Origin of the sequence: Mycolicibacterium llatzerense, from assembly GCF_025331195.1 — a bacterium.
Taxonomy (GTDB): domain Bacteria; phylum Actinomycetota; class Actinomycetes; order Mycobacteriales; family Mycobacteriaceae; genus Mycobacterium; species Mycobacterium llatzerense.
Window position 1 is genome coordinate 439,183 of record NZ_LXOV01000001.1, and the last position, 26,972, is coordinate 466,154.

General features: G+C 66.7%; 26 protein-coding genes, 1 tRNA gene and 1 pseudogene. 13 read left to right on the forward strand and 15 right to left on the reverse strand.

The features are described from left to right. Positions 1-4 precede the first annotated feature (4 nt). The gene (locus A7G45_RS02450; RefSeq protein ID WP_260933254.1) at positions 5-586 is read right to left on the reverse strand and encodes a hypothetical protein; all 582 of its coding nucleotides are present in this window, start codon (positions 584-586) and stop codon (positions 5-7) included. A gap of 157 nt (positions 587-743) precedes the next feature. Next, positions 744-1,061 (reverse strand): XRE family transcriptional regulator, encoded by a 318-nt coding sequence (locus A7G45_RS02455; RefSeq protein WP_260933256.1) that lies wholly within the window; start codon positions 1,059-1,061, stop codon positions 744-746. A gap of 137 nt (positions 1,062-1,198) precedes the next feature. On the opposite strand from A7G45_RS02455, the gene A7G45_RS02460 reads away from it, so the two are divergent. From A7G45_RS02460 to A7G45_RS02470, 3 genes are all read left to right on the forward strand, one after another. Further along, positions 1,199-2,128: a tyrosine-type recombinase/integrase gene (locus A7G45_RS02460; RefSeq protein WP_260933258.1), complete on the forward strand. Its 930-nt coding sequence runs from the start codon at positions 1,199-1,201 to the stop codon at positions 2,126-2,128. Positions 2,129-2,391: 263 nt separating this feature from the next. Continuing rightward, complete coding sequence (locus A7G45_RS02465; protein ID WP_260933261.1) at positions 2,392-3,558, forward strand: hypothetical protein; 1,167 nt, start codon at positions 2,392-2,394, stop codon at positions 3,556-3,558. 178 nt (positions 3,559-3,736) lie between these two features. Further along, positions 3,737-3,809, forward strand: a tRNA-Arg gene (locus tag A7G45_RS02470). Positions 3,810-3,898: 89 nt separating this feature from the next. Here the strand turns inward: A7G45_RS02470 and A7G45_RS02475 are convergent. Next, positions 3,899-5,737, reverse strand: coding sequence for an SLC13 family permease (locus A7G45_RS02475; RefSeq protein ID WP_260933265.1), 1,839 nt, complete (start codon positions 5,735-5,737; stop codon positions 3,899-3,901). Between the two features lie 176 nt (positions 5,738-5,913). Between A7G45_RS02475 and A7G45_RS02480 the strand changes: the two genes are divergently transcribed. After that, positions 5,914-6,966 carry a class I SAM-dependent methyltransferase gene (locus A7G45_RS02480; RefSeq protein WP_260933267.1) on the forward strand — a complete coding sequence of 351 codons (1,053 nt, stop codon included), beginning with the start codon at positions 5,914-5,916 and terminating at the stop codon, positions 6,964-6,966. Positions 6,967-6,970: 4 nt separating this feature from the next. On the opposite strand, the gene A7G45_RS02485 is transcribed toward A7G45_RS02480, so the two are convergent. From A7G45_RS02485 to A7G45_RS02495, 3 genes are all read right to left on the reverse strand, one after another. Further along, positions 6,971-7,483 (reverse strand): CHAP domain-containing protein, encoded by a 513-nt coding sequence (locus tag A7G45_RS02485; protein WP_260933270.1) that lies wholly within the window; start codon positions 7,481-7,483, stop codon positions 6,971-6,973. 147 nt (positions 7,484-7,630) lie between these two features. After that, the gene (locus tag A7G45_RS02490) at positions 7,631-8,221 is read right to left on the reverse strand and encodes a GNAT family N-acetyltransferase (protein WP_260933272.1); all 591 of its coding nucleotides are present in this window, start codon (positions 8,219-8,221) and stop codon (positions 7,631-7,633) included. Further along, positions 8,218-8,628, reverse strand: coding sequence for a hypothetical protein (locus tag A7G45_RS02495; protein WP_260933275.1), 411 nt, complete (start codon positions 8,626-8,628; stop codon positions 8,218-8,220). The genes A7G45_RS02490 and A7G45_RS02495 overlap by 4 nt, the downstream gene beginning before the upstream one ends. Before the next feature lie 54 nt (positions 8,629-8,682). On the opposite strand from A7G45_RS02495, the gene A7G45_RS02500 reads away from it, so the two are divergent. After that, positions 8,683-9,156 (forward strand): cupin domain-containing protein, encoded by a 474-nt coding sequence (locus A7G45_RS02500; protein ID WP_260933278.1) that lies wholly within the window; start codon positions 8,683-8,685, stop codon positions 9,154-9,156. 4 nt (positions 9,157-9,160) lie between these two features. Continuing rightward, positions 9,161-10,857: pseudogene (locus A7G45_RS02505) on the forward strand (NAD-binding protein). Here A7G45_RS02505 and A7G45_RS02510 read toward each other — a convergent pair. Then, positions 10,824-11,072 carry an Rv2628 protein family gene (locus A7G45_RS02510; RefSeq protein ID WP_043390624.1) on the reverse strand — a complete coding sequence of 83 codons (249 nt, stop codon included), beginning with the start codon at positions 11,070-11,072 and terminating at the stop codon, positions 10,824-10,826. The pseudogene A7G45_RS02505 and the gene A7G45_RS02510 overlap by 34 nt on opposite strands. A 77-nt stretch (positions 11,073-11,149) precedes the next feature. On the opposite strand from A7G45_RS02510, the gene A7G45_RS02515 reads away from it, so the two are divergent. Genes A7G45_RS02515 through A7G45_RS02525 form a run of 3 tightly spaced genes read left to right on the forward strand, consistent with a single transcriptional unit; the run spans position 11,150 to position 14,732 of the window. Then, positions 11,150-12,349: an acetyl-CoA acetyltransferase gene (locus A7G45_RS02515; RefSeq protein ID WP_260933283.1), complete on the forward strand. Its 1,200-nt coding sequence runs from the start codon at positions 11,150-11,152 to the stop codon at positions 12,347-12,349. Further along, positions 12,346-13,842 carry a carotenoid oxygenase family protein gene (locus A7G45_RS02520; protein WP_260933286.1) on the forward strand — a complete coding sequence of 499 codons (1,497 nt, stop codon included), beginning with the start codon at positions 12,346-12,348 and terminating at the stop codon, positions 13,840-13,842. Before A7G45_RS02515 ends, A7G45_RS02520 begins: the two co-directional genes overlap by 4 nt. After that, on the forward strand, positions 13,842-14,732 hold the full coding sequence (locus tag A7G45_RS02525; RefSeq protein ID WP_260933289.1) for a winged helix-turn-helix transcriptional regulator: 891 nt from the start codon (positions 13,842-13,844) through the stop codon (positions 14,730-14,732). Before A7G45_RS02520 ends, A7G45_RS02525 begins: the two co-directional genes overlap by 1 nt. A gap of 13 nt (positions 14,733-14,745) precedes the next feature. On the opposite strand, the gene A7G45_RS32470 is transcribed toward A7G45_RS02525, so the two are convergent. Then, complete coding sequence (locus A7G45_RS32470) at positions 14,746-15,465, reverse strand: CHAP domain-containing protein (RefSeq protein WP_260933291.1); 720 nt, start codon at positions 15,463-15,465, stop codon at positions 14,746-14,748. 327 nt (positions 15,466-15,792) lie between these two features. Here A7G45_RS32470 and A7G45_RS02535 point away from each other — a divergent pair, with 327 nt between their 5' ends. Continuing rightward, positions 15,793-16,728 (forward strand): hypothetical protein, encoded by a 936-nt coding sequence (locus A7G45_RS02535; RefSeq protein WP_260933294.1) that lies wholly within the window; start codon positions 15,793-15,795, stop codon positions 16,726-16,728. A gap of 70 nt (positions 16,729-16,798) precedes the next feature. On the opposite strand, the gene A7G45_RS02540 is transcribed toward A7G45_RS02535, so the two are convergent. From A7G45_RS02540 to A7G45_RS02565, 6 genes are all read right to left on the reverse strand, one after another. Beyond that, positions 16,799-17,569, reverse strand: a complete 771-nt coding sequence (locus tag A7G45_RS02540; RefSeq protein WP_260933296.1) for a VOC family protein — start codon at positions 17,567-17,569, stop codon at positions 16,799-16,801. A 141-nt stretch (positions 17,570-17,710) separates the two neighbouring features. Beyond that, positions 17,711-18,148, reverse strand: a complete 438-nt coding sequence (locus tag A7G45_RS02545; protein WP_260933299.1) for a type II toxin-antitoxin system Rv0910 family toxin — start codon at positions 18,146-18,148, stop codon at positions 17,711-17,713. A gap of 2 nt (positions 18,149-18,150) precedes the next feature. Further along, positions 18,151-18,369, reverse strand: a complete 219-nt coding sequence (locus tag A7G45_RS02550; protein ID WP_133762282.1) for an antitoxin — start codon at positions 18,367-18,369, stop codon at positions 18,151-18,153. Positions 18,370-18,417: 48 nt separating this feature from the next. Beyond that, entirely contained in the window at positions 18,418-20,832 is a 2,415-nt protein-coding gene (locus A7G45_RS02555; protein ID WP_260933306.1) for an HAD-IC family P-type ATPase, read from the reverse strand. A 73-nt stretch (positions 20,833-20,905) separates the two neighbouring features. Beyond that, the gene (locus A7G45_RS02560; protein WP_260933307.1) at positions 20,906-22,021 is read right to left on the reverse strand and encodes an MBL fold metallo-hydrolase; all 1,116 of its coding nucleotides are present in this window, start codon (positions 22,019-22,021) and stop codon (positions 20,906-20,908) included. Beyond that, positions 22,021-22,755, reverse strand: coding sequence for an enoyl-CoA hydratase (locus A7G45_RS02565; RefSeq protein ID WP_260933309.1), 735 nt, complete (start codon positions 22,753-22,755; stop codon positions 22,021-22,023). The genes A7G45_RS02560 and A7G45_RS02565 overlap by 1 nt, the downstream gene beginning before the upstream one ends. 89 nt (positions 22,756-22,844) lie before the next feature. Here A7G45_RS02565 and A7G45_RS02570 point away from each other — a divergent pair, with 89 nt between their 5' ends. Beyond that, positions 22,845-23,651 carry a DUF6498-containing protein gene (locus A7G45_RS02570; protein ID WP_260933312.1) on the forward strand — a complete coding sequence of 269 codons (807 nt, stop codon included), beginning with the start codon at positions 22,845-22,847 and terminating at the stop codon, positions 23,649-23,651. A 17-nt stretch (positions 23,652-23,668) separates the two neighbouring features. Beyond that, positions 23,669-25,168 (forward strand): carboxyl transferase domain-containing protein, encoded by a 1,500-nt coding sequence (locus A7G45_RS02575; RefSeq protein WP_260933315.1) that lies wholly within the window; start codon positions 23,669-23,671, stop codon positions 25,166-25,168. Here A7G45_RS02575 and A7G45_RS02580 read toward each other — a convergent pair whose 3' ends face one another. Next, positions 25,169-25,711 carry a TetR/AcrR family transcriptional regulator gene (locus A7G45_RS02580; protein ID WP_260933319.1) on the reverse strand — a complete coding sequence of 181 codons (543 nt, stop codon included), beginning with the start codon at positions 25,709-25,711 and terminating at the stop codon, positions 25,169-25,171. Between the two features lie 96 nt (positions 25,712-25,807). Here A7G45_RS02580 and A7G45_RS02585 point away from each other — a divergent pair, with 96 nt between their 5' ends. Further along, on the forward strand, positions 25,808-26,947 hold the full coding sequence (locus A7G45_RS02585) for an FAD-dependent monooxygenase (protein WP_260933321.1): 1,140 nt from the start codon (positions 25,808-25,810) through the stop codon (positions 26,945-26,947). The last annotated feature ends 25 nt before the right edge of the window (positions 26,948-26,972 follow it).

Consider the following 26,972-nt stretch of genomic DNA (forward strand, 5'->3'; position numbering starts at 1 on the left):
GAATTCAGCCGACGGTGCACACCACCGATGCCGCACCATCAGCCGGCGGCACATCGCTGTCGATCATGTCGTCGCCAGCTGTATTGAACTGCGCCACAGTGGTTTCGTCGATCGCTGCAATCACCGCACGGGCCGCCAACGCTAGCGGCTGGTCCGCGCCATGGCTATCAGCCAACGCCGCCTCCAGTTGGTCCCGCGCCGCCAGCAACGCACCGAATCCGGGTGCCGCAGCGGGAGTCTGTGAGGCAACGAACGCGCGGAGCAACTCGTCGAGGGCACGGCGCTGGCGGGTATCCATCCGCTGCGCTTCGGCGGGCAGTTCATAGCGGTCCGCTGCCGGCGGGCGAACACCCACCGCCGCGAACGCTGTCGCCTCCGGCACATGCGCGAGATACGCAATAGCTCGGATGGACGCGTCGGTAGGCCGGGAGGCGTAGGTGCCCTGGCGCAGCCGATTGAGGGTGGCGTGGGAAATGTCGTGGCCGGCCTGCTGCGCAACCTCGGCCAGGCGCCTGCCGGACGCTCCACCGTTGCGCTTGACCGCGATTTCGATCAGGTCCATCAATGATTTGCTGGTCTTGGCCATCAGCACACCTGCCTTACCTCTGCGCCGGGGTTGCCCGTTTGCTTGCCCCTCATTCTTCTGCCGCATGTAACACGAGTCAAGCGCAACCTTCGGCGTGTCATTGCCCGCAAACGCTTTCACGTTTTGTATCGTGCCACACGTGTCATGCGCCACCAATTCACGAGCAGCCGCAGGTACCGTCGGCCAACCGCGGCCACAGGGTCCGCCCCAAGGCATGTTCAAGGCTGGCCAGCGTTCCAATGTCACACAACACGGTGCCGGCCAAGATGCGACCGACGGTCGTGTGAGCGACGCCGGTGACAGTAGCCAGCGCCCGCTGGCCGACCCGGGTCTCCGCCATCGCCAGGCGCAGTTCACGCGCCACATGCTGAGCCGCCGACGCCGACGGTGGCGCATCAGCGACCAGTTGCCCGCTCGGCCAGGCGCCAGCGGCCAAGTAGGAGACCGGCCGCCGAACACCGTGACTGCGCGCCATCAGCCGACGATAGCGACCGCGACCGACATCAGCATCTGTGCCGTCAATCACCCTGGCCAGGATGGGTTTGGTGCATATACGCACCGCATGCGAGGGTGCCGCGGTGATTCAACGCGTTCAACCAATGGACACCTGCCATGAACTGGCAGTTAACCTTGGCGCTGCCCTGGGGCCCCGCCATGGCTGAAGGCAGCCTCATCACCGCGGTGGACACCGTCGTCGCCGCCTGGACGGTCGATGGCACCATGTCCGAGCAGACCCTGGACAAGTTCGCGCTGCTGGCCCGCCGGTTCACCCGTTTCGCCGCCGCCTACGACGTCACCACCCTCGCCGGCGCCGACACCGAGCTGGTCACCAAATTCGTCGCGGCCAAAGGCCGAACCCGACACGGCGCGGTTGGCACCGCCGCGGTGGCGACCATGCACAACCGCCGCGCCGCCCTGCGAGCGTTTTTCCGCACCGCCCGTCGCCTGGGCCTGACCCTCGATGACCCCACCACCGACATCACCGTCCCCGACCGCGAAGCCAAGACAGTACGGCCGCTGCACGACGAGGAAGCCGCACTGGTGCGACTGTTCTCCGAACACGCCACCCCAACCCGACACGCCGCCACGACCGCACTGCTGCTGGCCGGAGCGCATACCAGCGAGCTCGGCCACATCAGCATCAGCGACGTCGACACGGCGGCCCGCACGGTGTGGGCGCACGGGTCGACCAAACACCGTGCCCGGGCCTTGCCGCTGGACACCTGGGCCTACCGAGTCATCACCCAACGCATCGACCATTTGACCGACCGCAGCGCCAACGACGAGACGATCTTCTGCACCGGCTCGGACGGATCGGACGCCCAGCGCCAAGCCCGGGTGTGCGTCACCGTCCGCGACGTGCTGACTCGCGCCGGCCTGAGCAGCACCGCCGGAATCAAACCGTCCTCACTGACCGCGTACGCCGCCCGCTGCGTCTTCGATGACACCGGACGCATCGAAGCAGCAGCGAGACTCGTCGGCTCCGGTTCACTTGACCGGGTCGCAGCCCTCATTGGCTACACGTGGAGCCAGGACGACTAGGGGCCATGGCTTCCCTGCACTCTTCGCGCCGGCGCAGTAGCGCCAACGCGTACGGTGCCCACCGCATCAACCAGCGACAGCGTGACGCGCTGCCCACGCCCATGGATAACACGCTGCTGGAATTCGAAAAGGTCCGCGCCGTCGCGTCCTATTCGGCCCTGTACGGGATCAGCGACCTGATCCCCGACCGCGCGCCCAATAGTCCCGGACGCCCTGCGCACTACCCGCCGTGGGTATCGGTCATCCACAAGGTGCTGCACGGCGTGTTCGGCAGCGCCAACATGGCCAGCCGGATCATGGCCAACCCCGAGTACTGGCAGATGATCCGCGACCACGCCGCTAGACACGGCAAGACCGCCCGCGCTAAACCACCCCGGCGCCACCATCACACCTACGCCTTGGAGCGACTCGATACCTACATCGACAGACTGCACCAAGGACTACTCAACACCGCCGCCGCTCTCGCTCGCCAACTCGGCTGCCTCAACCCAGAAACGCCCGTCAGGCGCGCCGACCCCGTCCGCGCGCAATTCGTCGTTGGTGACGGCACGGTTGTCGCTGCACCCTGGCGCCAATCAACGATCGAAAAGAAAACCGCCAAGGGAAAGTCCACAGTCCACGCCCACCTCGAATTCCAAAACGGTGACGGCGCACCAGAAGCCCGCCACGGCACCAAATTCAGCATCCTGGGCGCGCGCCCCGACAACACCCCCAACGTGCGCGTCATCCTGGACGCCATGCCCGTTCCACCCGGCAAGGGCTACACCGGTGAAGCCGGAATATCGCGAGCCATGCTCGACCGCGTCATCGCACGACCCGATCTACGCGTCGACGGCGCCTGCTACGACGGGGCCTTCCGCGGCAAACACATCGACCACCTGATGAAGCAAGGGCTTACCGTCCTGGTCCCACCGCATGCCGGCACCGCCAAACCCACCCCCCACAACACGATCAAATGCCCTTGCGGCGACACCCATGCGATATGGACCAAAGACGGGCGCCTGCACGAACGCATCATTCTGGACACCGGCGAACCCGACGATCAGCCTCTGCCGATCGCGAAGGTATACCCACGACGCAACCGCAACGGCACCTTCCGCTGGTACATCGAATACGCCGCCCTGTGCGGCACCGTCTACACCGACCGCATCGACAACACAGACGAGGACGCTAAGAAGGGCTACAACCGCGCCGAGCACCTGCGCCAGCACACCAAGACCGAAGAAGGTGACAGCATCTACGACCGCTGCTATGGCTGGCGCGAAGACGCCGAATCCCTCAACAACACACTCGACCGCACCCTCTACGGCGGCCGGATGACCGCGCACTCAGCCACTAGGCAGTACAGCGTGATGATTGGATTTTCATTGGGCCGCAACGCAATTGCCGCCTTCCTCCACCAAAAACAGCGGCAACCCGCAGCAGTCTGAGCACCCCCAACGGGACAGATCTACCTTCCGATCAGTCACATGCAACCCATGTAGCACACCGGCCACACTCGCACCACAAATACCGCGGCATCGCGAGCCCAAATACCGCCACCGCCCGTTCGCCGACTAGCATGAGGCGTCCCTTAGGGTTTTACACACCTATTTCGATAGGTCCCCCGCCCCCGTAGCTCAGGGGATAGAGCACGGCTCTCCTAAAGCCGGTGTCGCAGGTTCGAATCCTGCCGGGGGCACTTTCCTGTTGGCGCTACGTCGAGCGTGCGACCTTTCGAGGTCCGCCGCGGCGTGTCGCCTCGTCAGCCCCCACGCTCGGCGTAGAGCGCTAGCCCGGTAGGTAGATCAGCCGGGCCATCACCACCGTGATCACCATGGTCAGCGCCAGCAGGGGCACGCCGACCTTCGCGTAGTCGGAGAACCGATAGCCGCCAGGCTCCATGACCAGCATGTTGGTCGGCGACGACACGGGCGTGACGAACGCCGCGGAGCACGCGATGGCGACGGTCATCGCGAAACCCTGCGGCGACACATGCAACGCCTGGGCCGCCTCGATGGCGACCGGCGCGATGAGCACGGCGGTCGCCGAATTCGAGATGAACAGCGCCACCACCGCCGTCACCAGAAACACCACCGCGAGCATGCCGGTGGGGCCCAGCGCGCCGAGCGTCTCGACCAGCTGGTGCGCGATGAGCGTCGTCGTCCCCGTCTTGGCCAGCGCCGTGGCCAACGGCAACATCCCAGCGATCAGGACCAGGGCGTTCCAGCTGATCAGCCGGTAGATGCTGTCGACGCGAACGCAGCCCGCACCGACCATGGCCAGCGCCCCGAGCAGGGCCGCGTCGGCCCCGGGAAGCCAGCCGAAAGCCATGCACGCCACCATCGCGATGAGGATGGCCACCGCGGCGCGCGCCCGGCCGGGCGCCACCAACCGCTGTTGGTACTCGGCGGGCAGGTTCAACAGGATGAAATTGCGCCGAGCATCGCTGAGCCGCTCGATGTCGTCCCAATTGCCGCCCACCAACATCGCGTCGCCGAAGTCGAGGGTGCGGCTGGGCAGGTCCTCGGTGATGCACTGACCGCGATGCCGGACCGCCAGCACCGTCACGTTGTGTGCGGCAGCGAGGTCCAGATCGCCGAGTGTGGTGCCGATGGACTTCGACTCGGGCGCGAGCATCACCTCGGCCACGCCGACGTCCTGCAACACCTCGCGGCGCTCATCTTCCGGGCGGGGACCGGTCACCTGACAACGAAGGTCGGCGGACAGCGCGACGGTCTGCTGTTCGTCGACCAGGGTGAAGACGAGATCGCCTGCCTCGAACACGGTTTCAGGCCGCGCCGACAGGTACCGCGCGGCGCCACGGCCGTGTTTCTCGAAGCCGAGAAGTTCCAGGCCGTAGCGGTCGCGCAGCGGTTGTCGTTGCGCCGCAACCGATTGTCCGACCAATGACGAGTCAGCCGAAACATGCAGCAAGTGCCAGCGGGCTTTCAGTCCATACGACTCGATGACGTCGAAGGTGGAAGGTTCCTGGGCATCCGCATCACCGGTTCTTCTGCGGCTCAACAGGTTACGGCCGACCACGAGCATGAAGACGACGCTCACCGCGAGCGTGACGACGCCGAACGGCGTGAAGCCGAAGAAGCCGAGCGTCGGCGTGATGCCGCGCTGACTGAGGATGCTCTCGATGATGATGTTCGGCGATGACGCGATCGACGTCATCATGCCGCTGATCATGACGGCCACACACAACGGCATCAGCATGCGTTTGCGGTTCAAACCCGTTGCGGCCGTGACCGTGAGGACCACGGGAATGAGCATCGAGACGATCGCCGCCGAATTCATGACCGAGCCGATGCCGGCGGCAAGCACCATGACCAACGCGACCAGCCGGGCCTCACTGCGGCCACCGACCTTGACGACGAATTCGCCCAGCCGCTGCGTGATCCCGGTGTTGACCAGCCCCGCACTGACGATGAATATCCCGGCCAGCAGAATCACCACCGGAGAGCCGAAGCCCGCCAGCGCCTCGGTCGGGGTGAGCACTCCACTGCTCATCAACGCGACCACCACGAGCACGCCGACGATGTCGGCGCGCGGACGGCCCCACACGAACAGCCCGACCGCCCCGGCCAGGATGCCGACGACGATCCACATTTGGTGAGTCACCCCTGATCAATAACATTCGACGCCGCTGATCGGTCGGAGATGCCCCGAATCCGAAGCGCATGCCGCTGGCGCACCGATTGCCGCAACACCCATTCAACCGTCGGAAATCTACGCATTGTTCAGGAATTTCCGCGGCCGTACAGTCAAGCTGACAACCAAATATCGGAGGGTCAGACATGACCGTGGACGAAGCCAAACTCAACGAATTTCTCGGCATGGCGATCGGCGACATGGGCGCCGCGATGAGCGCCAGCCTGGTCCTCATCGGCGATCGCCTCGGGCTGTACAAAGCCCTGGCTGCCGGGCCGCTCACCTCCACCCAGCTGGCCGAGAAGACCGGCACGGTGGAGCGCTACGTCCGCGAGTGGCTGTCCAACCAGGCAGCCGGCGGCTACGTCCAATTCGATGCGGACAGCGCCATGTGGTCGATGAGCCCGGAACAAGCCTCCTGCCTGGCCGACCCGAACGGACCAGTCGACATCCCCGGCGCCTACAACATCGTCGAGGCGGTGTTCCACGTCCTCGACCGCACCACCGAAAACTTCAAATCGGGCGGCGGCCTCGAGTGGGGTGAGCACCATCCGTGCCTGTTCGCCGGCACCGAGCGGTTCTTCCGCGCCGGCTACAACGCCGAACTCGTCAGCTCCTGGCTGCCGGCCCTCGACGGCGCGGTCGCACGCCTCGAGTCCGGGGGCAAGGTGGCCGACGTCGGCTGCGGCCACGGGGTCAGCACCATCCTGATGGCGCAGACCTACCCGAACTCCACGTTCATCGGCTACGACTACCACCCCGAGTCGATACACGTCGCCGCCGAACACGCCGAGGAAGCCGGCGTGACGAACGCACTGTTCGAGGTCGCCGACGCGACGGGATATGCGGACAAGGATTTCGACCTGATCGCATTCTTCGATTGCCTGCACGACATGGGCGATCCGGTCGGCGCGATGCAGCACACCCGGGCCGCCCTCAAGGACGACGGCATCGCGATGATCGTCGAGCCATTCGCCAATGATCACGTGCAGGACAACATGAATCCCGTCGGCCGCATGATGTACGGCGCGTCATCGCAGATCTGTGTGCCGGTCTCGCTCGCCCGCAACGGTCCGGCACTCGGCGCGCAGGCCGGCGAGGCCAGGTTGCGCGACGTCATCGTCGACCAGAGCGGATTCACCCAATTCCGGCGGGCCACCGAGACACCGTTCAATCTCGTCTTCGAGGCACGCCCCTGAACGATCAGGGAATCAGGATGTAGCTCATCCCGGGGACGTGCTGGGTGTCGCGGGTCCACCAGGCGAACGGCCCACCGTGCGACTCGTTGTTCATCTCGGTGATGTTGATCCACCGACCGGACACCGAATTCACCCACGCCACATGGCCGTACTCGCTGACGCCCGGCAGTTCGGCGGGATACACCGCGATGGAGCGGGCTTGCGGTTCATCAACGACCGTCCAGCCACGCGAGCGTGCGGAATCCGCCCAGAGCCTGGCGTTGCCGTGGATGTCCGGGTAGTAGCCCACATTCTGGTAGGCCATCTGCAGTGCACCCCAGGTGCACTGACCCGGCCAACCGGAGTTCGAGGCCTGGACCGCACCCATGGTTCGGCCGGGGCTGGAGACGGGTTGGCCGTAGCCCGTGGGACCGACGTACACCGCCGAGTCGGCGTTGCTCAGCGGCGCCGACACCACCCCCACGCCGGCGATCAAAGCGGCCGCGACCATGGCACCCGCATACGACTTGAAGCTCATTGCGTACATCCGTCCCCCCGATCAAGCGAACGAACCGATGCTTGGATCAAATCACAATTCGGTCACGATTAGACACGAATTCAAAAACATAGCTTGGCAAACTGTCAAGTTTTGCTCAAGAGATGCTGATCACCGGCGTGGGCGGCGTTACCTATTCAGGCGGAATTGCAGGTTGTTGCGCACTGCGGGCCATTCGATGTCGAGGATCGAGTACACCACCGTGTCACGTCGCGAGCCGTCACTGAGCAACTGATGCGAGCGCAACACCCCATCGAGCTTGGCTCCGAGCCGCTCGATTGCCGCGCGACTCGCCGAGTTGAAGAAGTGGGTTCTGAACTCCACTGCTATACAGTCGAGCGCTTCAAAAGCGTGCCCGAGCAGCAGCAGCTTGGCTTCGGTGTTCACCCCGGTCCGGCGAACCGACTCCACATACCAGGTCGCGCCGATCTCCAGACGCCGGTTGGGACCGTCCACATTCAGGTAGCTGGACGACCCGATGAGCCGGCCGTCGAGCGAGCGCACGACGAACGTCAGCCCGGTATCGGGGCGCTGCGCCGCCAACCGGGCCTGAACCCACTGCCCCGCCGTCGCCGGGGATGGCGCGGAGGTGAACCACAAGCGGCCCGGGTCCCCATCGGCGGCGGCCTCGGCGATCTCCGGCACGTGATCCTCGGTCAGTGGCTCCAACGAGACCCACTGCTGCCCCGTCAGCACGACCGGCTCGACGAATCCCATCACGCACGCCAGGCGACGACGGAAGCCAGCGCCGATAGCACGATGGCCAGTGCGGCTGCCACCAAACCCACATACAGCCCGTACGCCGCGACCACCGGGCCGTGCACGTACAGCACGTGGTACCAGACGCCGAGCGCCGTCAGCCCGGCCGAAAGAACCAGGGCCACAACGGAAGCGGCACGCGGCGACACCTTGCGCGCGGCCATCGCGGCTGCCACCAGCAGGCACGACGACAGCAGCACCATCAGCTGCCCGACCCCGAAACCCGGTGGCGGAACAGCGATGTGCCCGACCTTGCCTCCGATGGCGTTCGCATGCCCCGCCGGGCTCGACAGCCACGGCAACCAGGCGCTGACCAAGAGCACCGCCGCGCACAGCGCCACGATCCAGGCGGGCCGCAACCGTTCCATGGCATGAGCGTATCGACCTGCCGACACCGCCATTGCGCCGTAGCCTCAACTGCCATGACGGATCTCCCCGATTGGGCGCGACAGCTCGACCTGTCGCCGCATCCGGAAGGCGGCTGGTACCGCGAGACCTGGCGCAGCGACCTGACCGTTCCGCAGTCCGCACTGCCCGCGCAGTACACGGGCCCGCGCAGCGCCGGGACCGCGATCCTGTTCCTGCTGATGCCGGGCCAGCAGTCGGCCTGGCACACCGTGCACAGCGCCGAGCTGTGGCTGTACCACCGCGGCGGCCCGCTGCTGCTCGAGGTCGGGGCCGACCGGGACACCGCGGACACCGTGCTGCTCGGTGCCGACGTGGCGGCGGGTGAACAGCCGCAGGCGCTGGTGCCGCCCGGGCACTGGCAGCGCGCCCTGGCCCGGCCCGGGCGAGCGGAGCGACGGGGAAACAGCGCAGTCGACGAGCCGACTCTCGTCAGCTGTGTCGTGGTGCCCGGCTTCGATTTCGCCGACTTCGCGCTGACTGGGCAATAGCCGTATGCAGGGGCACGTCATCGTCTGCGGCACCGATGCGTTGGCCAACCGCATCGCCGAGGGGCTACAGGCAGCGGGCGCGACGGTGGTGACGATCCACGAACCCGCCGGCCTGAAGGCCGCCATCGTCACCAGCGCCGCCGCCATCGTCTGCGTCGGTGACGACGATGCCGTCAACCTCGAAATCGCCCTGCTGGCACGGGAACTCAATCCCACCGTCCGGGTGGTGACCCGCCTGGCCAACAGCGTGCTGCGCGCCGCGGTGGCCCAGGACAACGGTCCCGGCGCGGTCCTGGACGTCGCCGACCTGGCCGCGCCGTCGGTCGTGGAGGCCTGCCTGGCCCGCACCACCCACGCCATCTCGGTGGCCGGCGTGGATTACGTCATCTCCGGCACCGAGGCCCCGCGCGATGCCACGCTGCGGGAGATGTTCGGCGATCTGGCGCCGGTCGCCGTCGTCCGCGGTGAGAACTCGGAGGCGCCCGGCGAGGTGACACCTTGTCCCGGTAGGGATTTCGAGGTGCCGCCGGTGACTGGACCGCCATGATCGGCACCGCCGACGAACTGGCGGACGCCGGCATCACGGTGCCACGTCCGTTGACCAGCCGGACGCACCGCCCGTGGCCGCGCCGCCTGATCGACACGCTGCGCGTCATCCGCGACGACATCAACCCCATCTTCTGGTGGGCCCTCGGCACGTCGGCATCCCTGCTGCTCGGGTCGACGATCCTGCTGCGTTTCGCGTATCACAACCCGGCCGGCATGAGCTGGATCGATGCGCTGTACTTCTCCACCGAGACCATCGCGACGGTCGGTTACGGCGACTTCAGTTTCATGCATCAACCAACCTGGTTGCGGCTGTGGGGCATTGGCCTCATGTTCGCCGGTGTCACCACCACCGCGATCCTGGTCGCGTTCGTCGCCGACGCGCTGCTGTCCCGTCGTCTCGGTAATTCGTCCGGGCGGCGGCGGGTGCAGCATCTGCGCAACCACATCGTCGTGGTGGGCCTCGGATCGTTCGGCATCCGGGTGGTCAGTGATCTGACCGCAGCCGGCTACGACGTCGCCGTCATCGAACGCGACGAATCCAACCGGTTCCTCGCGCAGGCCGCGCAACTGGACGTCCCGGTGATCTTCGGTGACGCCACGCTGCGGCAGACGCTGGAGCTGGCCCGGCTCGACCGGGCCCGCGCCGTCGCGGTGCTGACCCAGGACGACATGGTCAACATCGAGACCGGCATCGTGCTGCGCGAGATGCTCAGTCCCCGGGTGCTGCCGGAAATCGACCGGCCCGACGTCCCGCTGGTGCTGCGGATCTACGACCGCACGCTCGGGGCTGCGGTGGCCCAGCGGTTCGGCTTCGCCAACGTCCGGTCGACGGTCGAGCTGGCGGCGCCGTGGTTCGTCGGCGCGGCGATGGGATTGCAGGTGCTGGGCACGTTCACGGTGGGACAGCAGTCGTTCACCGTGGGCGGCGTCCACGTCGACGCGGGCAGCGCACTCGACGGCATGCGGATGGCGGAGGTACCCACGCAAATCCGGGTCATCGCCATCACCCGGGCGGGGACCACGCATCGGAGGCCGCGGCGCGACACCCAGCTCTGTGCGGGCGATACCGCGTACCTGGTCGGCCCGTACCGCGAACTCATCGACACGCTGCTGACCGGTCAGGCCGCGATCATCAAGTCGATGGACAGCTGATCGCAGATGGTGTGCGTGGCGGGCCAGTCGCCGCGCAGCGTCGCGTGGGCGAGTTCCTCGGTCAATGGGCTCTGCACATCCAGTTCGGCGAGCCAGCCCGCCACCGTCGCCGCGACGCGGTCCGCGGTGACGCCGACGGCGTGACGATCGTGGAGCTGGTCGACGATCTCGTACGTCGTCGTTGCGGGGCGCTGGTGCCGCCAATGGATGTTCATATCGGTAGGAGCACCGAACTCCGGGAATCGGGACACTTTTCTTCAGTCACTCTCTTAGTTGTAGTAACGTCGCCGGAATGGACGTGTGGATCCTCGGCGGCTACCAGAGTGATTTCGCCCGCAACCTGCACCGGGAGGGCCTGGACTTCGCCGACCTGACCGCTGAGGTGGTCCGCGAAACCCTGGCCGCGGCCAAGGTGCGGGCCGCGGATATCGGCGTTGTGCACGTCGCGAACGCCTTCGGCGAGATGTTCGCCGCGCAAGGTCACCTGGGCGCGATGCCGGCCACCGTCGACGAGGGGTTCTGGGAAACCCCGGCCACTCGGCATGAGGCGGCGTGCGCATCCGGCGGCGTGGCGACCCTCGCGGCGATCGCCGATCTGCGTTCCGGCGCCTATGACAGCGCGCTCGTCCTCGGCGTCGAACTGGAGAAAACGGTGCCCGGAGACACCGCCGCGCAGCATCTCGGCGCCGCGGCGTGGGCCGGCCACGAGGGTGCCGACGCACAGTTCATGTGGCCGCACATGTTCAGCATCGTGGCCGACGAGTACGACCGGCGTTACGGCCTCGATGACATCCACCTCGACGCCATCTCCGCCCTGAACTACGCCAACGCCAAGGCCAACCCGAACGCCCAAACCCGGTCCTGGTCGGTCGATCCGCGGTCCAATCCCCCTGTCGAGGGCCGCATCCGGCGGTTGGACTGCAGCCAGATGACCGACGGCGGTGCCGCGGTCGTCCTGGTGAACGACGCCTACCGGCGTAACCACCCCACGGCCCGGCCCAACGCCCGCATCGACGGCTGGGGGCATCGCACCGTCGGCCTGGGGTTGCAGCAGAAGCTCACCCGCTCCGCCGATCACCCGTACGTCCTGCCGCACGTACGCCGGGCCGCCCTCGACGCATTCGAACGGGCACGGGTCAGCGTCGACGACCTCGACGGTGTCGAGGTGCACGACTGCTTCACGCCCAGTGAGTATCTGGCGATCGATCACCTGGGCCTGACCGGCCCCGGCGAATCGTGGAAAGCCATCGAGAACGGCGAGATCGAGATCGGCGGACGCCTGCCGGTCAATCCCAGCGGCGGCCTGATCGGCGGAGGGCATCCAGTCGGCGCCTCCGGCGTCCGGATGCTGCTCGACGCCGCCAAACAAGTCAGCGGAACCGCCGGCGCCTACCAGGTCGAAGGCGCAAAAACCTTCGGCACCTTGAACTTCGGCGGCAGCACCGCCACCACGGTCAGCTTTGTCATCGGGTCCGCCCAGGAGGTCTCATGAACACCGACGTCGTCGCCAAGTACCTGTCCACGCTGCCTGAGGACGACGACCATCCGTACCGGACCGGAGCGTGGCGCCCGCAGACCACGGAGTGGGACGCGGACGATCTGCCCGCCGTCGACGGCGAGATTCCCGTCGACCTGGACGGGGTGTACCTGCGCAACACCGAGAACCCGCTGCACCCCGCGTTCAAGTTCTACCATCCGTTCGACGGCGACGGCATGCTGCACATCGTCGGCTTCCGGGATGGAAAAGCCTTCTACCGCAACCGGTTCGTCCGGACCGACGGTTTGCTCGCCGAGATCGATGCGGGTGGCCCGCTGTGGCCGGGAATCGCCGAACCGGTCGAACTGGCCCAACGCGAACATGGTTGGGGCGCACGGACTTTCATGAAGGATGGCTCGAGCACCGACGTGACGGTGCACCGCGGCGTCGCGCTGACCAGTTTCTATCAGTGCGGCGACCTGTACCGCATCGACCCCTGCACGGGCGACAACCTGGGCAAGGAGGACTGGCGCGGCGGCTTCCCCACCGACCTCGGGGTGTCCGCGCACCCGAAGTCCGATGACCGCACCGGCGAATTGCTGTTCTTCAACTACGGCAAGCAGGCGCCGTACCTGCACTACGGAGTTGTCGACGAGAACAACGCGCTGGTGCACTACGTCAATGTCGAACTGCCGGGGCCGCGGCTGCCCCACGATATGGCATTCACCGAAAACTATGTGATCCTCAACGACTTTCCGCTGTTCTGGGATGCCGAGCTACTCAAGCACAACGCACACATCCCGCGCCTGCACCGCGATCTCCCGTCGCGGTTCGCGGTCCTGCCCCGCCGCGGCACCGCAGACGACGTGCGCTGGTTCGAAGCGGACAGCACCTATGTCCTGCACTTCACCAATGCCTACGAGGACGGTGACGAGATTGTGCTCGACGGGTTCTTCCAAGGTGAGCCCGCACCGAGCGACGGCGTCGAGAACGGTATGGATCCCAAGTGGCAGCGCATCTTTCGCGGTCTGTCCCTGGACGGAATGCAGACCCGACTGCACCGCTGGCGATTCAACCTCGTCACCGGGCAAACTCGTGAAGAGCAGTTGTCCGACAGCATCACCGAATTCGGGATGATCAACTCCGCCAACGCCGGCCGCGACTACCGCTACACCTACGCCGCGACCGGGAAACCCGGCTGGTTCCTGTTCGACGGCCTGGTCCGACACGACCTGCACACCGGATCAGAACAGCGATACGCCTTCGAAGACGGGGTGTTCGGCAGCGAGACGGCCATGGCACCACGCGTCGGCAGTACCGGCGAGGACGACGGCTACCTGGTCACCATCACCACCGACATGAATGCCGATGAATCCTATTGCCTGGTCTTCGACGCGGCCCGGGTGGCCGACGGGCCGGTGTGCAAACTCCAACTGCCGGAACGAGTATCGAGTGGCACCCATTCGACCTGGGCTGCCGGGTCGGAGCTGCGGCGCTGGCGCGAATGATGGGGCCCGGCCCGGATGTCAATGCCGTGGGGCGGATGCTCGGCCTGCTCGGCGACGAATGGACCCTGTTGATCGCACAGCAGGCCTTGCTCGACGCCACCCGCTATGCGGAGTTCGCCGACCGGCTGCCGATCTCCCATGCGGTGCTCACCCGGCGGCTCACCATGATGACCGACGCCGAACTGCTGAATCGTGTTGAATATCAGTTGAACCCGCCCCGATACGAGTATCGGCTGACGGGACGCGGCCGGTCCTTGTGGCCCGTGCTGGTATCGATCTGGGACTGGGAACGACGGTGGGTGCCCGAGCACGACCTTCCCGCCTTGCGGCACGGGCTATGCGGGCGGACCTTCTCCCCAGAGCTGACCTGCCGCGCCTGTGGAAGCCTCACCGATGAGAAAAGCCTTGTCGCGCAATGGGGTCCGAGCGGGTCGTGGCCCCGGTCCATGCCGGTATCGGCGACTCGGCGGCGCTCCCACGGCGACCGGGGCGGACAGGCCGAGCTGTTCCCGCAGACCATGAGCATCCTGGGTAATCGGTGGTCGTTCGCGGTGATGGTCGCCGCGTTCGTGGGAACCACCCGGTTCACTGATTTCGCCGACCAGCTCGGTGCCCCACCGGGATCGCTGGCCGACCGGCTCCAAATCCTGGTTGGCAACGACGTGTTGACGGTCAGCGACGGCCGGTACCGGCTGACCGAGAAGGGCCGGGCGGTGCTCCCCATCATCGTCACGGCACTCGACTGGGCGCAGCGCTGGTTCGCCACGCCGGAAGGCCCGGCGGTGATCGTCACCCACACGCGGTGCGCGAACGAGTTCCACGCCCAACTGGCGTGTGACCAATGCCAGGAGTCCGTACGCGGGTCCGAGATCGGGCAGCAGCCAACCTGAGAAGACTCAGCGGTCAGGGCATCAGGATGTAGCTCATCCCCGGAATGTCCTTGACATCGCGGGTCCACCAACTCCATTCACCGCCGTGGGCGATGTTGTTCATTTCGGTGATGTTGATCCATCGCCCGTCGGACCGCTGCGAGACCGAATTCACCCAGGCAACATGGCCGTTGGCGCCGATATCCGGCAGTCCCGGCCGGAACACCACGATCGATCGAGGCTGCGCATCATCGACCACGGTCCAATGGTGGTTACGTGCCGAATTTGCCCAGCTCAAGGCGTTACCGTCGAGATCCGGGTAGTAGCCGGCATTTCCGTGCCACTTCTCGAGCGCACCCCACGTGCACTGCCCGCCGACTGCCGAGTTCCCAGATTGCTTGTCACCCATCGCCCGGCCTGGAGTACCCGTCGGGGCGGCCTCCGGGGCCGGCGCACCGCCGCCGGCACCGAGCGCGCCACAGTCCGGGCCGACCGGCTGCAACGTGCCCGTCTCGATGTCGACATCAGCGACGTAGTGATTGTCCGCGGACCGGTACCAGAGGTTGTCCCAACCGCCGTTCGGAATATTGAAGCTGAAGTAACCCTTGACCGGCTGGCCGCGCTTCCAACAGGTCAACGTGACCCGATCGCCGGCGTTGTACCAGCCGTCCTGCCCGGAGCCGAGGTTGGCATCGGTCATCCGCTGCGTGCGCACCTTGACCGTGGCCGACGCATCGGCGTGCGCCGGTGCCACAACAGTCAGCTGAGAGCAAACAACGAACGCGGCGGCCACCGTGACTCCGATACGAGTGGCGGGCCATGGCTTTGTGCGCATCTGACTCCCGTTCAGCAAACAAGTCGAAACTTCGATCGAATGGAGGTATAGAGCACTAACAACCCCTCGCGCAAGTAGTTGCTGCAGATGAACTCGCGGAACTTCCGAGATTCATACGTTCGGATTACTACGACCGATGAGAGAACTGGTTACTTCAAAGCGAATCACCGTCCAAACCGTGCAGCAGCTTGACAAGTCGACTACCTTGACCGCAAACAGCAAACACTGATCGAGGGGAACCGCATCGTGGGATGGCTGATCGGCTTATTCGTTGCCCTCGTGCTCGCCGGGCTTACAGGCGAACTGGTCCAAACACAGCTTTTTCATGTCACGACACCCATCGCCGAGCGCGGTGCGACGTCGGACTTCATCATCGGCGGCATCGTCTGGCTGGTGATCGGCGCCGGCATCTACCTGCTTCGGCAGCGCAGCAAGGCGAACAAAGCGGCAGCGGCTCAACGCGAGCGCGATGAGAACGCCGCTCGTTCCAGGCATCAGGAACTCACCGCCGAACAAGAACGCATCGCCACGGCGCTGCTGTCCAACAACCGCAGTGCGGTAGCCGATTTCAATCGGCTGCCCACCCATCTGGCCAATGCCCATCGGTATCTGGACGGAGCGGAAACCGAATACCACGAGACCGCCTACGTTCCGTTCTGGACGGCGATCGAGAACGCAACAACCGAACTCGGAGAGTTCATCGATTGCGTCAACCGCATCAGCCGAGCCTCCGATGACTACGCATCGCTGGCCCGCCAGTACAACGGCCCCGTCGACCCCTTCGCGGTTTCGCTGGATGCCACCGCGAGACTGCATGTCAGCGAAGGTGTTTCGCAACGCATCGAACAGGTGACACGTCCTGCACACAGGGATCCGGAGTTTGCGAAAACCTTCCTGCTCATGCGCGGCAACGCCATCATGGTCGCAGGGTTCGCCAACCTGGGCCAGGCGCTCGGCAGAATGACGGGCCTGCTCTCCGACTCCCTGTCGCAAGTCGATCGGTCCATTCAGGGCCTGTCTACGCAGATGAGCGGAGTCGCGGTCGGCATCGGTTCCGTTGACGCTGCCATGCGCGCGAATACCGCCCAGGCGAGCTCCCACTACCGAGAGCTGGAGCGTCAACAGATGCAATCGGTCCGGATGCTCGACAACATCCAGCGCGACCGGAAACCCTTCTTCTGATCAAGGCTCCGAAGCTGAGCTTGCGGTCGAAAATCCGCGGAATGTTCGACCACAAGCTCAGTTTGGACAGTCAGCCCTGGATCGACGCCAGGTTGAATGCGGCGCCCGTCGGGTCGGTGACGGCGGCCAGTCGCCCGTACGGGGTGTCCTCGGCGGCGCGCACCACGGAGCCGCCGTTGGCGGTGATGAGTTCGATGGTCTTGTCGACGTCGTCGCTGCCGAGGAAACAGTTCCACGTGGAACCCTCGAGTCCGGGAATGACCGAGCCGTCCATCACGCCGATGAGCGGCACGCCGTCGAAGATGGCGTTGCTGTAACGGAATTCGGGGCTATCGGCCTCGACCTGCAGCTGCCAGCCGAACACCGTCGTGTAGAACTCGGTGGCCTTGGCGAAGTCGGTCGTGGTCAGCTGGAACCACGCGGGAGCGCCGGCTTCCTCGTACACCTCGAAGCCCTGGTGCCCGGTCGGCTGCCACAAGCCGAAGAAAGCGCCCGTCGGGTCGGTGAGCATGGCCATCCAGCCCTTCTCGGGCACCTCCATGGCCGGGATGCAGTTGGTGGCGCCGGCCGCGACTGCGGCGTCGATGGTGGCCTGGATGTCGGCCGTGTGCAGGTACACCGTCCAGGCGTCGGGAGCGTTCCACGCCGGGTCGCTCGCCATCATGCCGCCGACGTACCGGCCGTCGCGCCGGGCGTTGATGTAGCCGCCGTAATCAGGCCCCGGGTTTTCGTAGTCCCAACCCATCACCGTGCGGTAAAACGCCTGGGCGCCAGCCGCATCCGAGGTGGCCAGGTCGATCCATACCGGAGCGCCGAGCGGGGTTGCAGTACGGGTGGTCATGATGCTTCTCCCTAGATGGGTAACGGGGTGGTCATCAGTACAGACCACCACCTCGCCGAAAACTCATCGCTGCGCCCCGAACGTGAAAAAGATGGCGAGAATCTTCGAGATTCTCGCCATCTTCTTCACGTTGGACGCTGTCTAAACCGACGCGAACAGCTCCTTGAACTTGTCCAGCGACCGGTGGATATCGGACCGCAGCGCAGCCGCCACCACCATGCCGATGGGCCCGAACAAAGCCGGGCCACCGAGGTGGATGTCGAACGCCACGTTCGAGCCGTCGCCGGCCGGCGTGATCTTGGCCATCAACTTGACCCGGACACCACCCTTGCCGACACCGTTGAGGGTCAGTGACCCTGGCGGGTTGTAATGCACGATGGTCCAGTCGACCCGGTTGAGCATGCCCTTGACCTCGACGACGGACGAGATCTGGGTGCCCTTCTCCAACGTCTCGGGCAACGCGCTGCGCCACATCCGATGAATGGACAGCCAGTCGTCGTACCGGGACAGGTCTGACGCTGCCTCCCAGGCCTTGTCGGGAGACAGCGGTACTTCGATGGAACTTGCGAGCTTTGCCATGACTACTGCTGTTGGGTCCCCTCGGCAGGCGGTTCGGCAGCGGCCTCAGCCGGCTGCTCGCCCGCAACGGCCTTCTTCGCGGCCTCCTGGGCGCTGTCGACGACGCCCTTGAACTTGCCCTCGGTCTTCTCGTCGACGATGTCGCCGACCTTCTCGATGGCCGCCTCGACCTTGTCGGCGTTCTGTGCCGCCAGGTCCTTCACCTTGTCCAGAAATCCCATGGTTTCACCCTATCTATTGCCGGATTGTCCAGTGAACGTGCTCATTGTTCATTGCTCTTCGGTTCGCCACAACCGACGCGGCTCGCCCAGCCAGCGGCCCTGCAGCCACCACAGCACCTCGATCGCGCCCGCGCCCACCAGGCCTATTCCGACCGCGGCCGAGGTCAGCGCCAGGTTCGACGGATCGAGCATGAACTGTTGCTGCGCCCAGGGAATCGAAAAAATCACCACGTACGCCAACGCCGACCCGGCGACCAGCGCCACGCGCCACCACTGATACGGCCGGGCCACCACCGCCAGCACCCACACCGCGGACACCAGCAGCGTGATCAGCGCGGCGGTGGACGCCTGGTTCTGCTCGACCACATCTGCGTACTTCCCGTGATAGGCCATCAGGTACGAGGCGAACGTCGCGGCACCGACCACCAGGCCCGACGGCAGTGCGGCCGTCATCACCCGGCGCACGAAACCGTGATGCGCCCGTTCATTGTTCGGCGCCAGCGACAGCACGAAAGCCGGAATGCCGATGGTGAACCAAGCCGCGATGGTGACGTGGATGGGCTGGAACGGATACAGCACCGGCTCGGTACCGAAGAACCTGGCGGACAGGCCTGCCAGACCCACGAGGACCGCCAGCAGCACCGAGTAGACCGTCTTGGTCAGGAACAGGTTCGAGACCCGCTCGATGTTGCCGATCACCCGGCGGCCCTCCCCCACCACATACGGCAGGGTGGCGAACTTGTTGTCCAGCAAGACGATCTGCGCGACCGCGCGGGTCGCCGAGCTGCCCGACCCCATCGCGACGCCGATGTCGGCGTCCTTGAGGGCCAGCACGTCGTTGACGCCGTCGCCGGTCATCGCGACGGTGTGGCCGCGGGACTGCAGGGCATGCACCATAGCGCGTTTCTGGTCCGGCCGGACGCGACCGAAAGTGGTGTATTCGCTGACGGTTTCGGCCAGCTGCTCGGGCTCGTCCGGGAGGTGACGGGCATCGAGCGTCTCACCGTGCAACCCGAGCGAACCGGCCACCGCGCCCACCGACACCGCGTTGTCGCCGGAGATCACCTTGACCGAGACATGTTGCTGCGCAAAGTACTCCAACGTCGCACCGGCATCGGGGCGGACGCGCTGCTCCAGGGTCACCAGCGCCACAGGGGTCACTTCGCCGGGTGCATCGGGTGCGTCGACGGGGCGGTCCGAGGCACCGAGCAGCAGCACCCGCAGGCCTTGTGCGCCAATCTGTTCGGCCTGTTCGGCTTCCGGTGAACCGGCAGCAAGCAGGACGTCGGGCGCACCGAGCACCCAGTTGCCGTGCTCGCCGTAGGACACCCCGCTCCACTTGGTCGCCGATTTGAACGGCGCGTTCGCGGTCTGGGTCCAGCCCGGCGGCAGTTTGTACGCCTCGGCGATCGCGGCCATGCTGGCGTTGGGCCGGACGTCGTCGGCCGCCATCTGGGCCAGCACGGACGCGGCGTCGTCCGTCGTGAACGTACTGAGATCACTGACGCGCATACCGTTTTCGGTCAGCGTCCCGGTCTTGTCGGCGCACACCACGTCGACACGGGCCAGGCCCTCGATCGCCGGCAGCTCCTGCACCAGGCACTGGCGCCGGCCCAGCCGGACCACGCCGACGGCGAATGCCAGCGACGTCATCAGCACCAGGCCTTCGGGCACCATCGGCACCAGGGCGCCGACGGTCCGCAGCACCGACTCCCGCCAGCCGACGCCGGTCACGGTGAACAGCTGGGTGTAGATGATCAGCGCCCCGGCGGGCCACAGCAGGTAGGTGATGAACCGCAGGATGGTGTTGATACCACTGCGCAGCTCGGACTTGACCAGGGTGAATTTGCTTGCCTCGTCGGCCAATTGGGCCGCGTAAGCCGCACGACCGACTTTGGTGGCGCGGTAGGAACCGCTACCGGCGACAACGAAGCTGCCCGACATGACTGTGTCACCCGGGTTCTTGTCGATGGCGTCGGCCTCACCGGTGAGCAGCGACTCGTCGACCTCGAGGTTGGCGGCTTCCAGCACGATTCCGTCGACCACGATCTGATCGCCGGGGCCGAGTTCGATGACGTCGTCGAGCACCACCTCGCCCGCCGGCCGTTCCTGCGTGCCGGACTGCCTGCGCACCAACGGTTTTGCCTGACCGACGATGGCCAGCCGGTCCAGGGTCTGTTTGGCCCGCAACTCCTGGATGATGCCGATGGCGCTGTTGGCGACGATCAGCAGCCCGAACAGCCCGTTGATCACCGAGCCCGTCGCCAGCACGATCAGGAACAGCGTCCCGAGGATCGCGTTGATCCGGGTGAAGACGTTGGCGCGGATGATCTCCGAGACACTGCGGGCCGCCCGCGTCGGGACGTCGTTGGTCTGGCCGGTGGCGACTCGCTGTGCGACGTCAGCGTCCGACAGGCCGGTGAGATCCGTCGTGACGCTGCGTTCCGGATCGTCGACAGTCACGCTTCATTCCCCCACGAAGTCGTGATTTGTGCACGAAAATCCGCGACCGGCGCGGAAAATCGTGCACAAATCGCTATTGAGACGGCCGCCACCACTCATCCAGCCCCGGCAGCCGTGCCGGCTCCAACCGTTGCCCCGGCATGGGTACGGCCACATCGACCGATTCGTCGCGCGCCGCGACGATCATGCGTTCGACCGGCTCGGACCACGGGTGCGGGGCCAGCCGGAACGTCGCCCAGTGGATCGGCACCAGCAGGCCGCTGTCGGTGACGTCGCGATGCGCGCGCACCGCGAACTCCGGGTTCATGTGGATATCCGGCCAGCCCGGGTGGTACGCACCGATGGGCATGAGGGTCAGGTCGAATGGCCCGTAGTCGGCGCCGATGTCGCCGAAGCTCTTGGTGTAGCCGGTGTCGCCGCCGAAGAACGCCCGGTGCTGCGGGCCGATCAACGCCCACGACGCCCACAGGGTGGTGTTGCGGGTCAGGAATCGGCCCGAGAAGTGCCGGGCCGGCGTGCACACCAGCGTCAGCTCGCCGAGCTTGGCGCTCTGATTCCAGTCCAGTTCGACGATGCGCTCAGCCGGGATGCCCCACCAGCGCAGGTGTGCGCCGATGCCCAGCGGCACGAAGAACTTGGCCCGCTGCATGCCGGCCAGTTGCGTGACGGTGTCGATGTCCAGGTGGTCGTAGTGATCGTGGCTGATGATCACCGCGTCGACCGCCGGCAGCGCCTCCAGCGGCGCAGGCACCTCGTGGAGGCGCTGCGGGCCGACGGTCCGCGACGGCGAGCACCGTCGGCTCCACACGGGATCGGCCAGCACGCGGTAGCCGTCGATCTCGATCAGCGCCGACGAGTGCCCGAACCAGGTGACCGCCAGGTCCCCGGCGGGAAGCCCGGGGTCGGGCACCACCAGCGGGATGGGCACCGGGGGCTTCTGGGTCGCACCGGCCGTGAGGAGGTCACGGACCAGCGCGTACTGCTGTTCCCGGCTCAGCTCCGTGTCCGACGCCGGTTCGAGGTTGACGAACACCCCGTCGTGATAGTTGGGCGAGGTGGCCGCCACCGCGTTGATATCCACGGGGCCGGCACCGAGTGCGGCGGGCGCGCCGTTGAGCGCCCGCACCACCCAGCCACCGGCTACCAGCGCCGCCGTTCCCCACATCAGCCGCAGTGCCCGTCGCAGCATCAGGCGCCCTGGAACCTCGGCGCCCGCTTCTCGAACCGGGCCACCTGGGCCTCGATCACATCCGGGCTGGCCCAGGCCTTGTTGAACATGCGGGTGTGCTCGCCGCGAACGGTGTCGTAGGCACCGTCGTCGTTGAGCACACGCTTGGAGTGCGCCACGGACAGCGGCGCGTGGCCGGCGATCTCGGCAGCCCAGGCCTGCGCCTCAGTCAGCGAGCCGACGCGGTTGATCATGCCGGTCTGCACCGCGGTGTCGAAGTCGAGGCGCTCGGCGGCGATCAGCATGGCGCGGGCCCGGCCGTGTCCGACCAGCGACGTCAGCCGGCGGATGCTCCAGTTGTCCAGTGCCAGACCGTATTTGGCGATGGGGAATTGGAAGTAGGTCCCGGGAACGGCCACGCGCAGATCGCAGATCATGGCCAGGATGACGCCGGCGCCGATGGCCGGGCCGTTGAGCGCCGCGATGACCGGGATCGGGCTGGCGTCGATGGCCAGGTTCAGGGCCAGCGCCTTGTCCGGCAGCTCCCTGGCCACGCCCTCGGCGTCGGACAGGTCGGCGCCCGCGCTGAACACGGTGCCCTGCCCGGTGAGCACGATCGCGCGGGTATCGGCCGGCGAGGCCTTCTCGATTTCTTCGCGCACGCCGTCGACAAGTGCGGCGTTCAGCGCGTTGCGCCGCTCGGGGCGCTGCATTTCCAGGGTCAGGACATTGCCGTCCCGGGTCACTCCGATCATTCGGCCAGCCTAGGCGGTACGACGATCAAGCGGCGAGGCACGAGCCGTGTTGCGGAGTAACGCACGTGTTCAGGTGCAACGATTGCCCCGTGCCGCCTACCCCGCCCGACCAGCCCCGGGCGAATCGCATCGCTCACACGTTGACGCTGATCGCGGCCAACGCGATCCCGGCGGTGGGCTGGTTCTCACAGGACTGGTCAGCGGCGACGACGCTGATCGTCTACTGGTTCGAGACCGTCGTCGGTCTGCTGTTCATCTACGCGCGCGGTGTCCTGCAGCAGCGGTGGAACCCGCGCCGCGGCCATTTCCGGTACGAAGCGCCGCAGTCGAAAGGTCCCCAAGGCAAGCCCGGTTCCTTCATCAAGGGGTTCTTCTTCATCAACGCGGTCTTCTGTGCGGCGCACGGCGTCTTCATCGCGGTGATCCTGCTGATCCTCACGCACAACGGAAACGCCGAGCTGGTGGGTCTGGACTGGCGCAGCGCGGGCATCGGCTGCGTGCAGATGCTCGTCATCATCGTGGTCGATTTCCTCGTGGATGTGCCGTACCTGCGCCGCTGGTCGTTCGGTCTGCTCGAGCAGACCGCCAACCGGAGCTTCGGGCGGGTCGGGGTGGTGCATCTCGCGCTGATCTTCGGCATCTTCGCCGCCGCGGTGAGCAACTCCCCCGCCCGGATGTTCGGGGTGTTCGTCGTGCTGAAGACGCTGTACTCGCTGGCCAGCGGACTGCCGCAGTACGAGCCCGCCACCCCGCCGAAGTGGCTGAGCCGGCTGCTGAATCGCCTCCGCCGCGAACCCGAAGGGCAGCGGTTCGAAGACGTGTGGGTCAAGGACCAGGCCGCCGAGGTCAGGCGCCGGGTCCGAAACGACGAAGTGTGGACCGGGGCCGGGCGGTAGGCCATTAGCCTGACCGAGTGAGCCGGACGGGAGCACGGCAGTTCTTCGACGCCATCCTCGACGACGGATCGTTCCGCAGCTGGGACGGGCCGCCGCTGGAGGTCGCCGTCACCGACGCGTACCGCGCCGAGCTGGCCGATGCGACGCTGCGCACCGGACTGGACGAGTCCGTCCTGACCGGTGAGGGCACCGTCTCCGGTCGACAGGTGGCCGTGCTGGCCTGCGAATTCGACTTCCTGGCCGGCTCGATCGGCGTGGCCGCGGCCGAGCGGATCACCGCGTCCGTGCAGCGCGCGACCGCGCTCGGCTTGCCGCTGATCGCGTCGCCGTCGTCGGGCGGGACGCGCATGCAGGAGGGCACCGTCGCATTCCTGCAGATGGTGAAGATCGCCGCGGCCGTCGAGCTGCACAAGAAGGCGCACCTGCCGTACCTGGTGTATCTCCGGCACCCGACGACCGGCGGGGTGTTCGCCTCGTGGGGGTCGCTCGGGCACCTGACCGCCGCCGAACCGGGCGCCCTGATCGGCTTCCTCGGGCCGCGCGTCTACGAGCACCTGTACGGCGAGCCGTTCCCCGAAGGCGTGCAGACCGCCGAGCACCTGTTCGCGCATGGCGTGATCGACAGCGTGGTGCCGCTGGACAAGCTGCGCGGCGTCGTGGATCGCGTGCTGACGGTGGTCACCGACCCGCCCGAGCCAGTGATTTGTGCACGAAAATCCGCGGCGGGCGCGGAAAATCGTGCACAAATCACGGATAACCCGGCGTGGGATTCGGTGGAGGCGTCGCGGCGCGCGGACCGGCCGGGCGTGGACTACCTGCTGGCGCACGGGGCGACGGACCGGGTGCTGCTGTCCGGGACCGGGCGCGGCGAATCGGGGACGACGCTGCTGGCGCTGGCCCGCTTCGGCGGGCAGCCCGCGGTGGTGGTCGGTCAGCGCCGGGTGATCGGCGGCCTGGTCGGGCCGCGCGCGCTACGGGAGGCGCGCCGCGGCATGGCGCTCGCCGCCGGCTTGCAGCTGCCGCTGGTGCTGGTGATCGACACCGCCGGGCCCGCGCTGTCGCAGCAGGCCGAGGAGGACGGGCTGGCCGGGGAGATCGCGCTGTGCCTCGCCGAACTCGTCACGCTCGACACCCCGACGGTGTCGGTGCTGCTGGGTCAGGGCAGCGGCGGACCCGCGCTGGCCATGGTCCCGGCAGACCGGGTGCTCGCTGCCCAGCACGGCTGGCTGGCGCCGTTGCCGCCGGAAGGTGCCAGCGCCATCGTCTACCGCGACGTCGACCATGCCCCGGAACTTGCTGCCGCCCAAGGTGTCCGGTCCCTGGATCTGCTGAAGGCCGGGATCGTCGACGTGATCGTGCCCGAGGATCCCGACGCCGCTGACGACCCGGTCGGGTTCACCGAACGGATGTCCTCCGCCATCGCCACCGAGCTGCACGCGTTGCACACCGTGCCCGCCGCGCAGCGGCTCGGGGTTCGGCTGCAGCGGTACCGGCGGATCGGCGTCCCCGACAGCTGATCAGGCCTCGTCGAGGTAGCGCTGCAGCGTCGGCGCGAGCCAGTGGACGAGGTCGCCGTCGCTCATCGCGACGATGGGCGGCAGCTTCAGGACGAACCGGCACATCGCCATGCCGAGCACCTGCGTGGCGATCAACCCGGCACACCGCGCCGGGTCGGTGGGGTTCAGCCGGGCGATCGCGGGCCCCAATTGCTCGGCGAAAATGGCCTGCATTCGTTGCGCCGCTTCGGCATTCGTGGTCGACGACCGCAGCAGCACGATCAGCCCGTCGTCCTGGGTCCAGCGGTCCAGGAAATGCGCCACCAGCGCGGCACCGAGTTCGACCCTGGGGATGTCCGACAGGTCCGGGAAGCGCAGGTCGAATTCGGCTGCGGCGGCGAACAATTGGTCCTTGTTGCCAAAGTACCGCATCACCATCGACGGATCGATGTGCGCGTCCGCGGCAATGGCCCTGATGGTCGCCGCCTGATAGCCGGTCGTCGCGAACCGCTCCCGGGCCGCGGCCAGGATCACCGCCTTGGTCTCTTCCGACGATCTACGCATGCCAACAAGTGTATGCCAACAACTGTTGACTTTGGCATCGCGGCGCGCCACCATGGTTATGCCAACAACTGTTGGCATACGTCGAAGGAGACGCAGATGACTGACACCGATGTGCTGATCGTCGGAGCCGGCCCCACCGGACTGGCCCTCGCCGCCGCACTACAGGCCCGCGACGTCGACACCGTCGTCGTCGACCGTCTGGCGGAGGGCGCCAACACCTCGCGCGCGGCAGTGGTCAATGCCCGCACACTGGAGGTGCTCGAGGAGTTGAAAGTGTCTGAACGCCTGGTTGAGCTGGGCATTCAGGCGCCGCGGTTCACGATCCGCGATGGCCACAAGACCCTGATCCCGGTCGACTTCAGCGCGCTGCCGACGCGCTATCCCTACAGCCTGATGGTGCCGCAGTGCACCACCGAGCGGGTACTGCTGGACCGCCTGGCCGAACTCGGCGGCAAGGTCGTCCGGCCCAAGACCCTGACCGGTCTCACCCAGGACGCCCACGGTGTCACCGCGCAGTTCGATGACGGCGAGACGATCCGCGCGCGGTATCTGGTCGGCGCCGACGGCATGCACAGCGTCGTCCGGGAGCAGGCCGGGATCGGGTTCAGCGGCGGGCAGTACGGGCAGTCGTTCGCCCTGGCCGACGTCCGCCTGACCGGCGACGTCACCGCGGACGAGGTGATTCTCTTCTGGGCGGCCACCGGACTCACGGTCGTCGCTCCCCTGCCCGGCGGCACCTACCGGATCGTCGCGCCCGTCGACGCGGCGCCCGAAGAGCCGTCCGCCGCTTTCGTCCAGGAACTGCTCGACACCCGCGCTTTCGGGCCGGGCCGGGTGACGGTGACCGACGTCGAATGGGGATCGCGGTTCCGGGTCCACCACCGGGTCGCCGACAGCTATCGCGCCGGGCGGGTGCTGCTCGCCGGGGACGCCGCGCACGTGCACAGCCCCGCCGGCGGCCAGGGCATGAATCTGGGCATTCAGGATGCCATCGCGTTGAGCGATTCCCTGGCAACGGTTTTGGCGACGGGACGCGATGAGGTGCTCGACGAATACAGCGCGACCAGGCGCCCGCTGGCCCAGCAAGTCGTGACGCTCACCGACCGACTGACCCGGCTGGCCACCCTGCCCGCGCCGGTCCGCCCCATCCGGAACCTGGCGATCGGGCTGGTCGGCCGGATCCCCGCCGTGCGCAATCAGCTGGCGTGGCGGTTGTCCGGGCTGTCCAACCGCTGAGCCCGCCCGGACAGCGGAAAGCCGG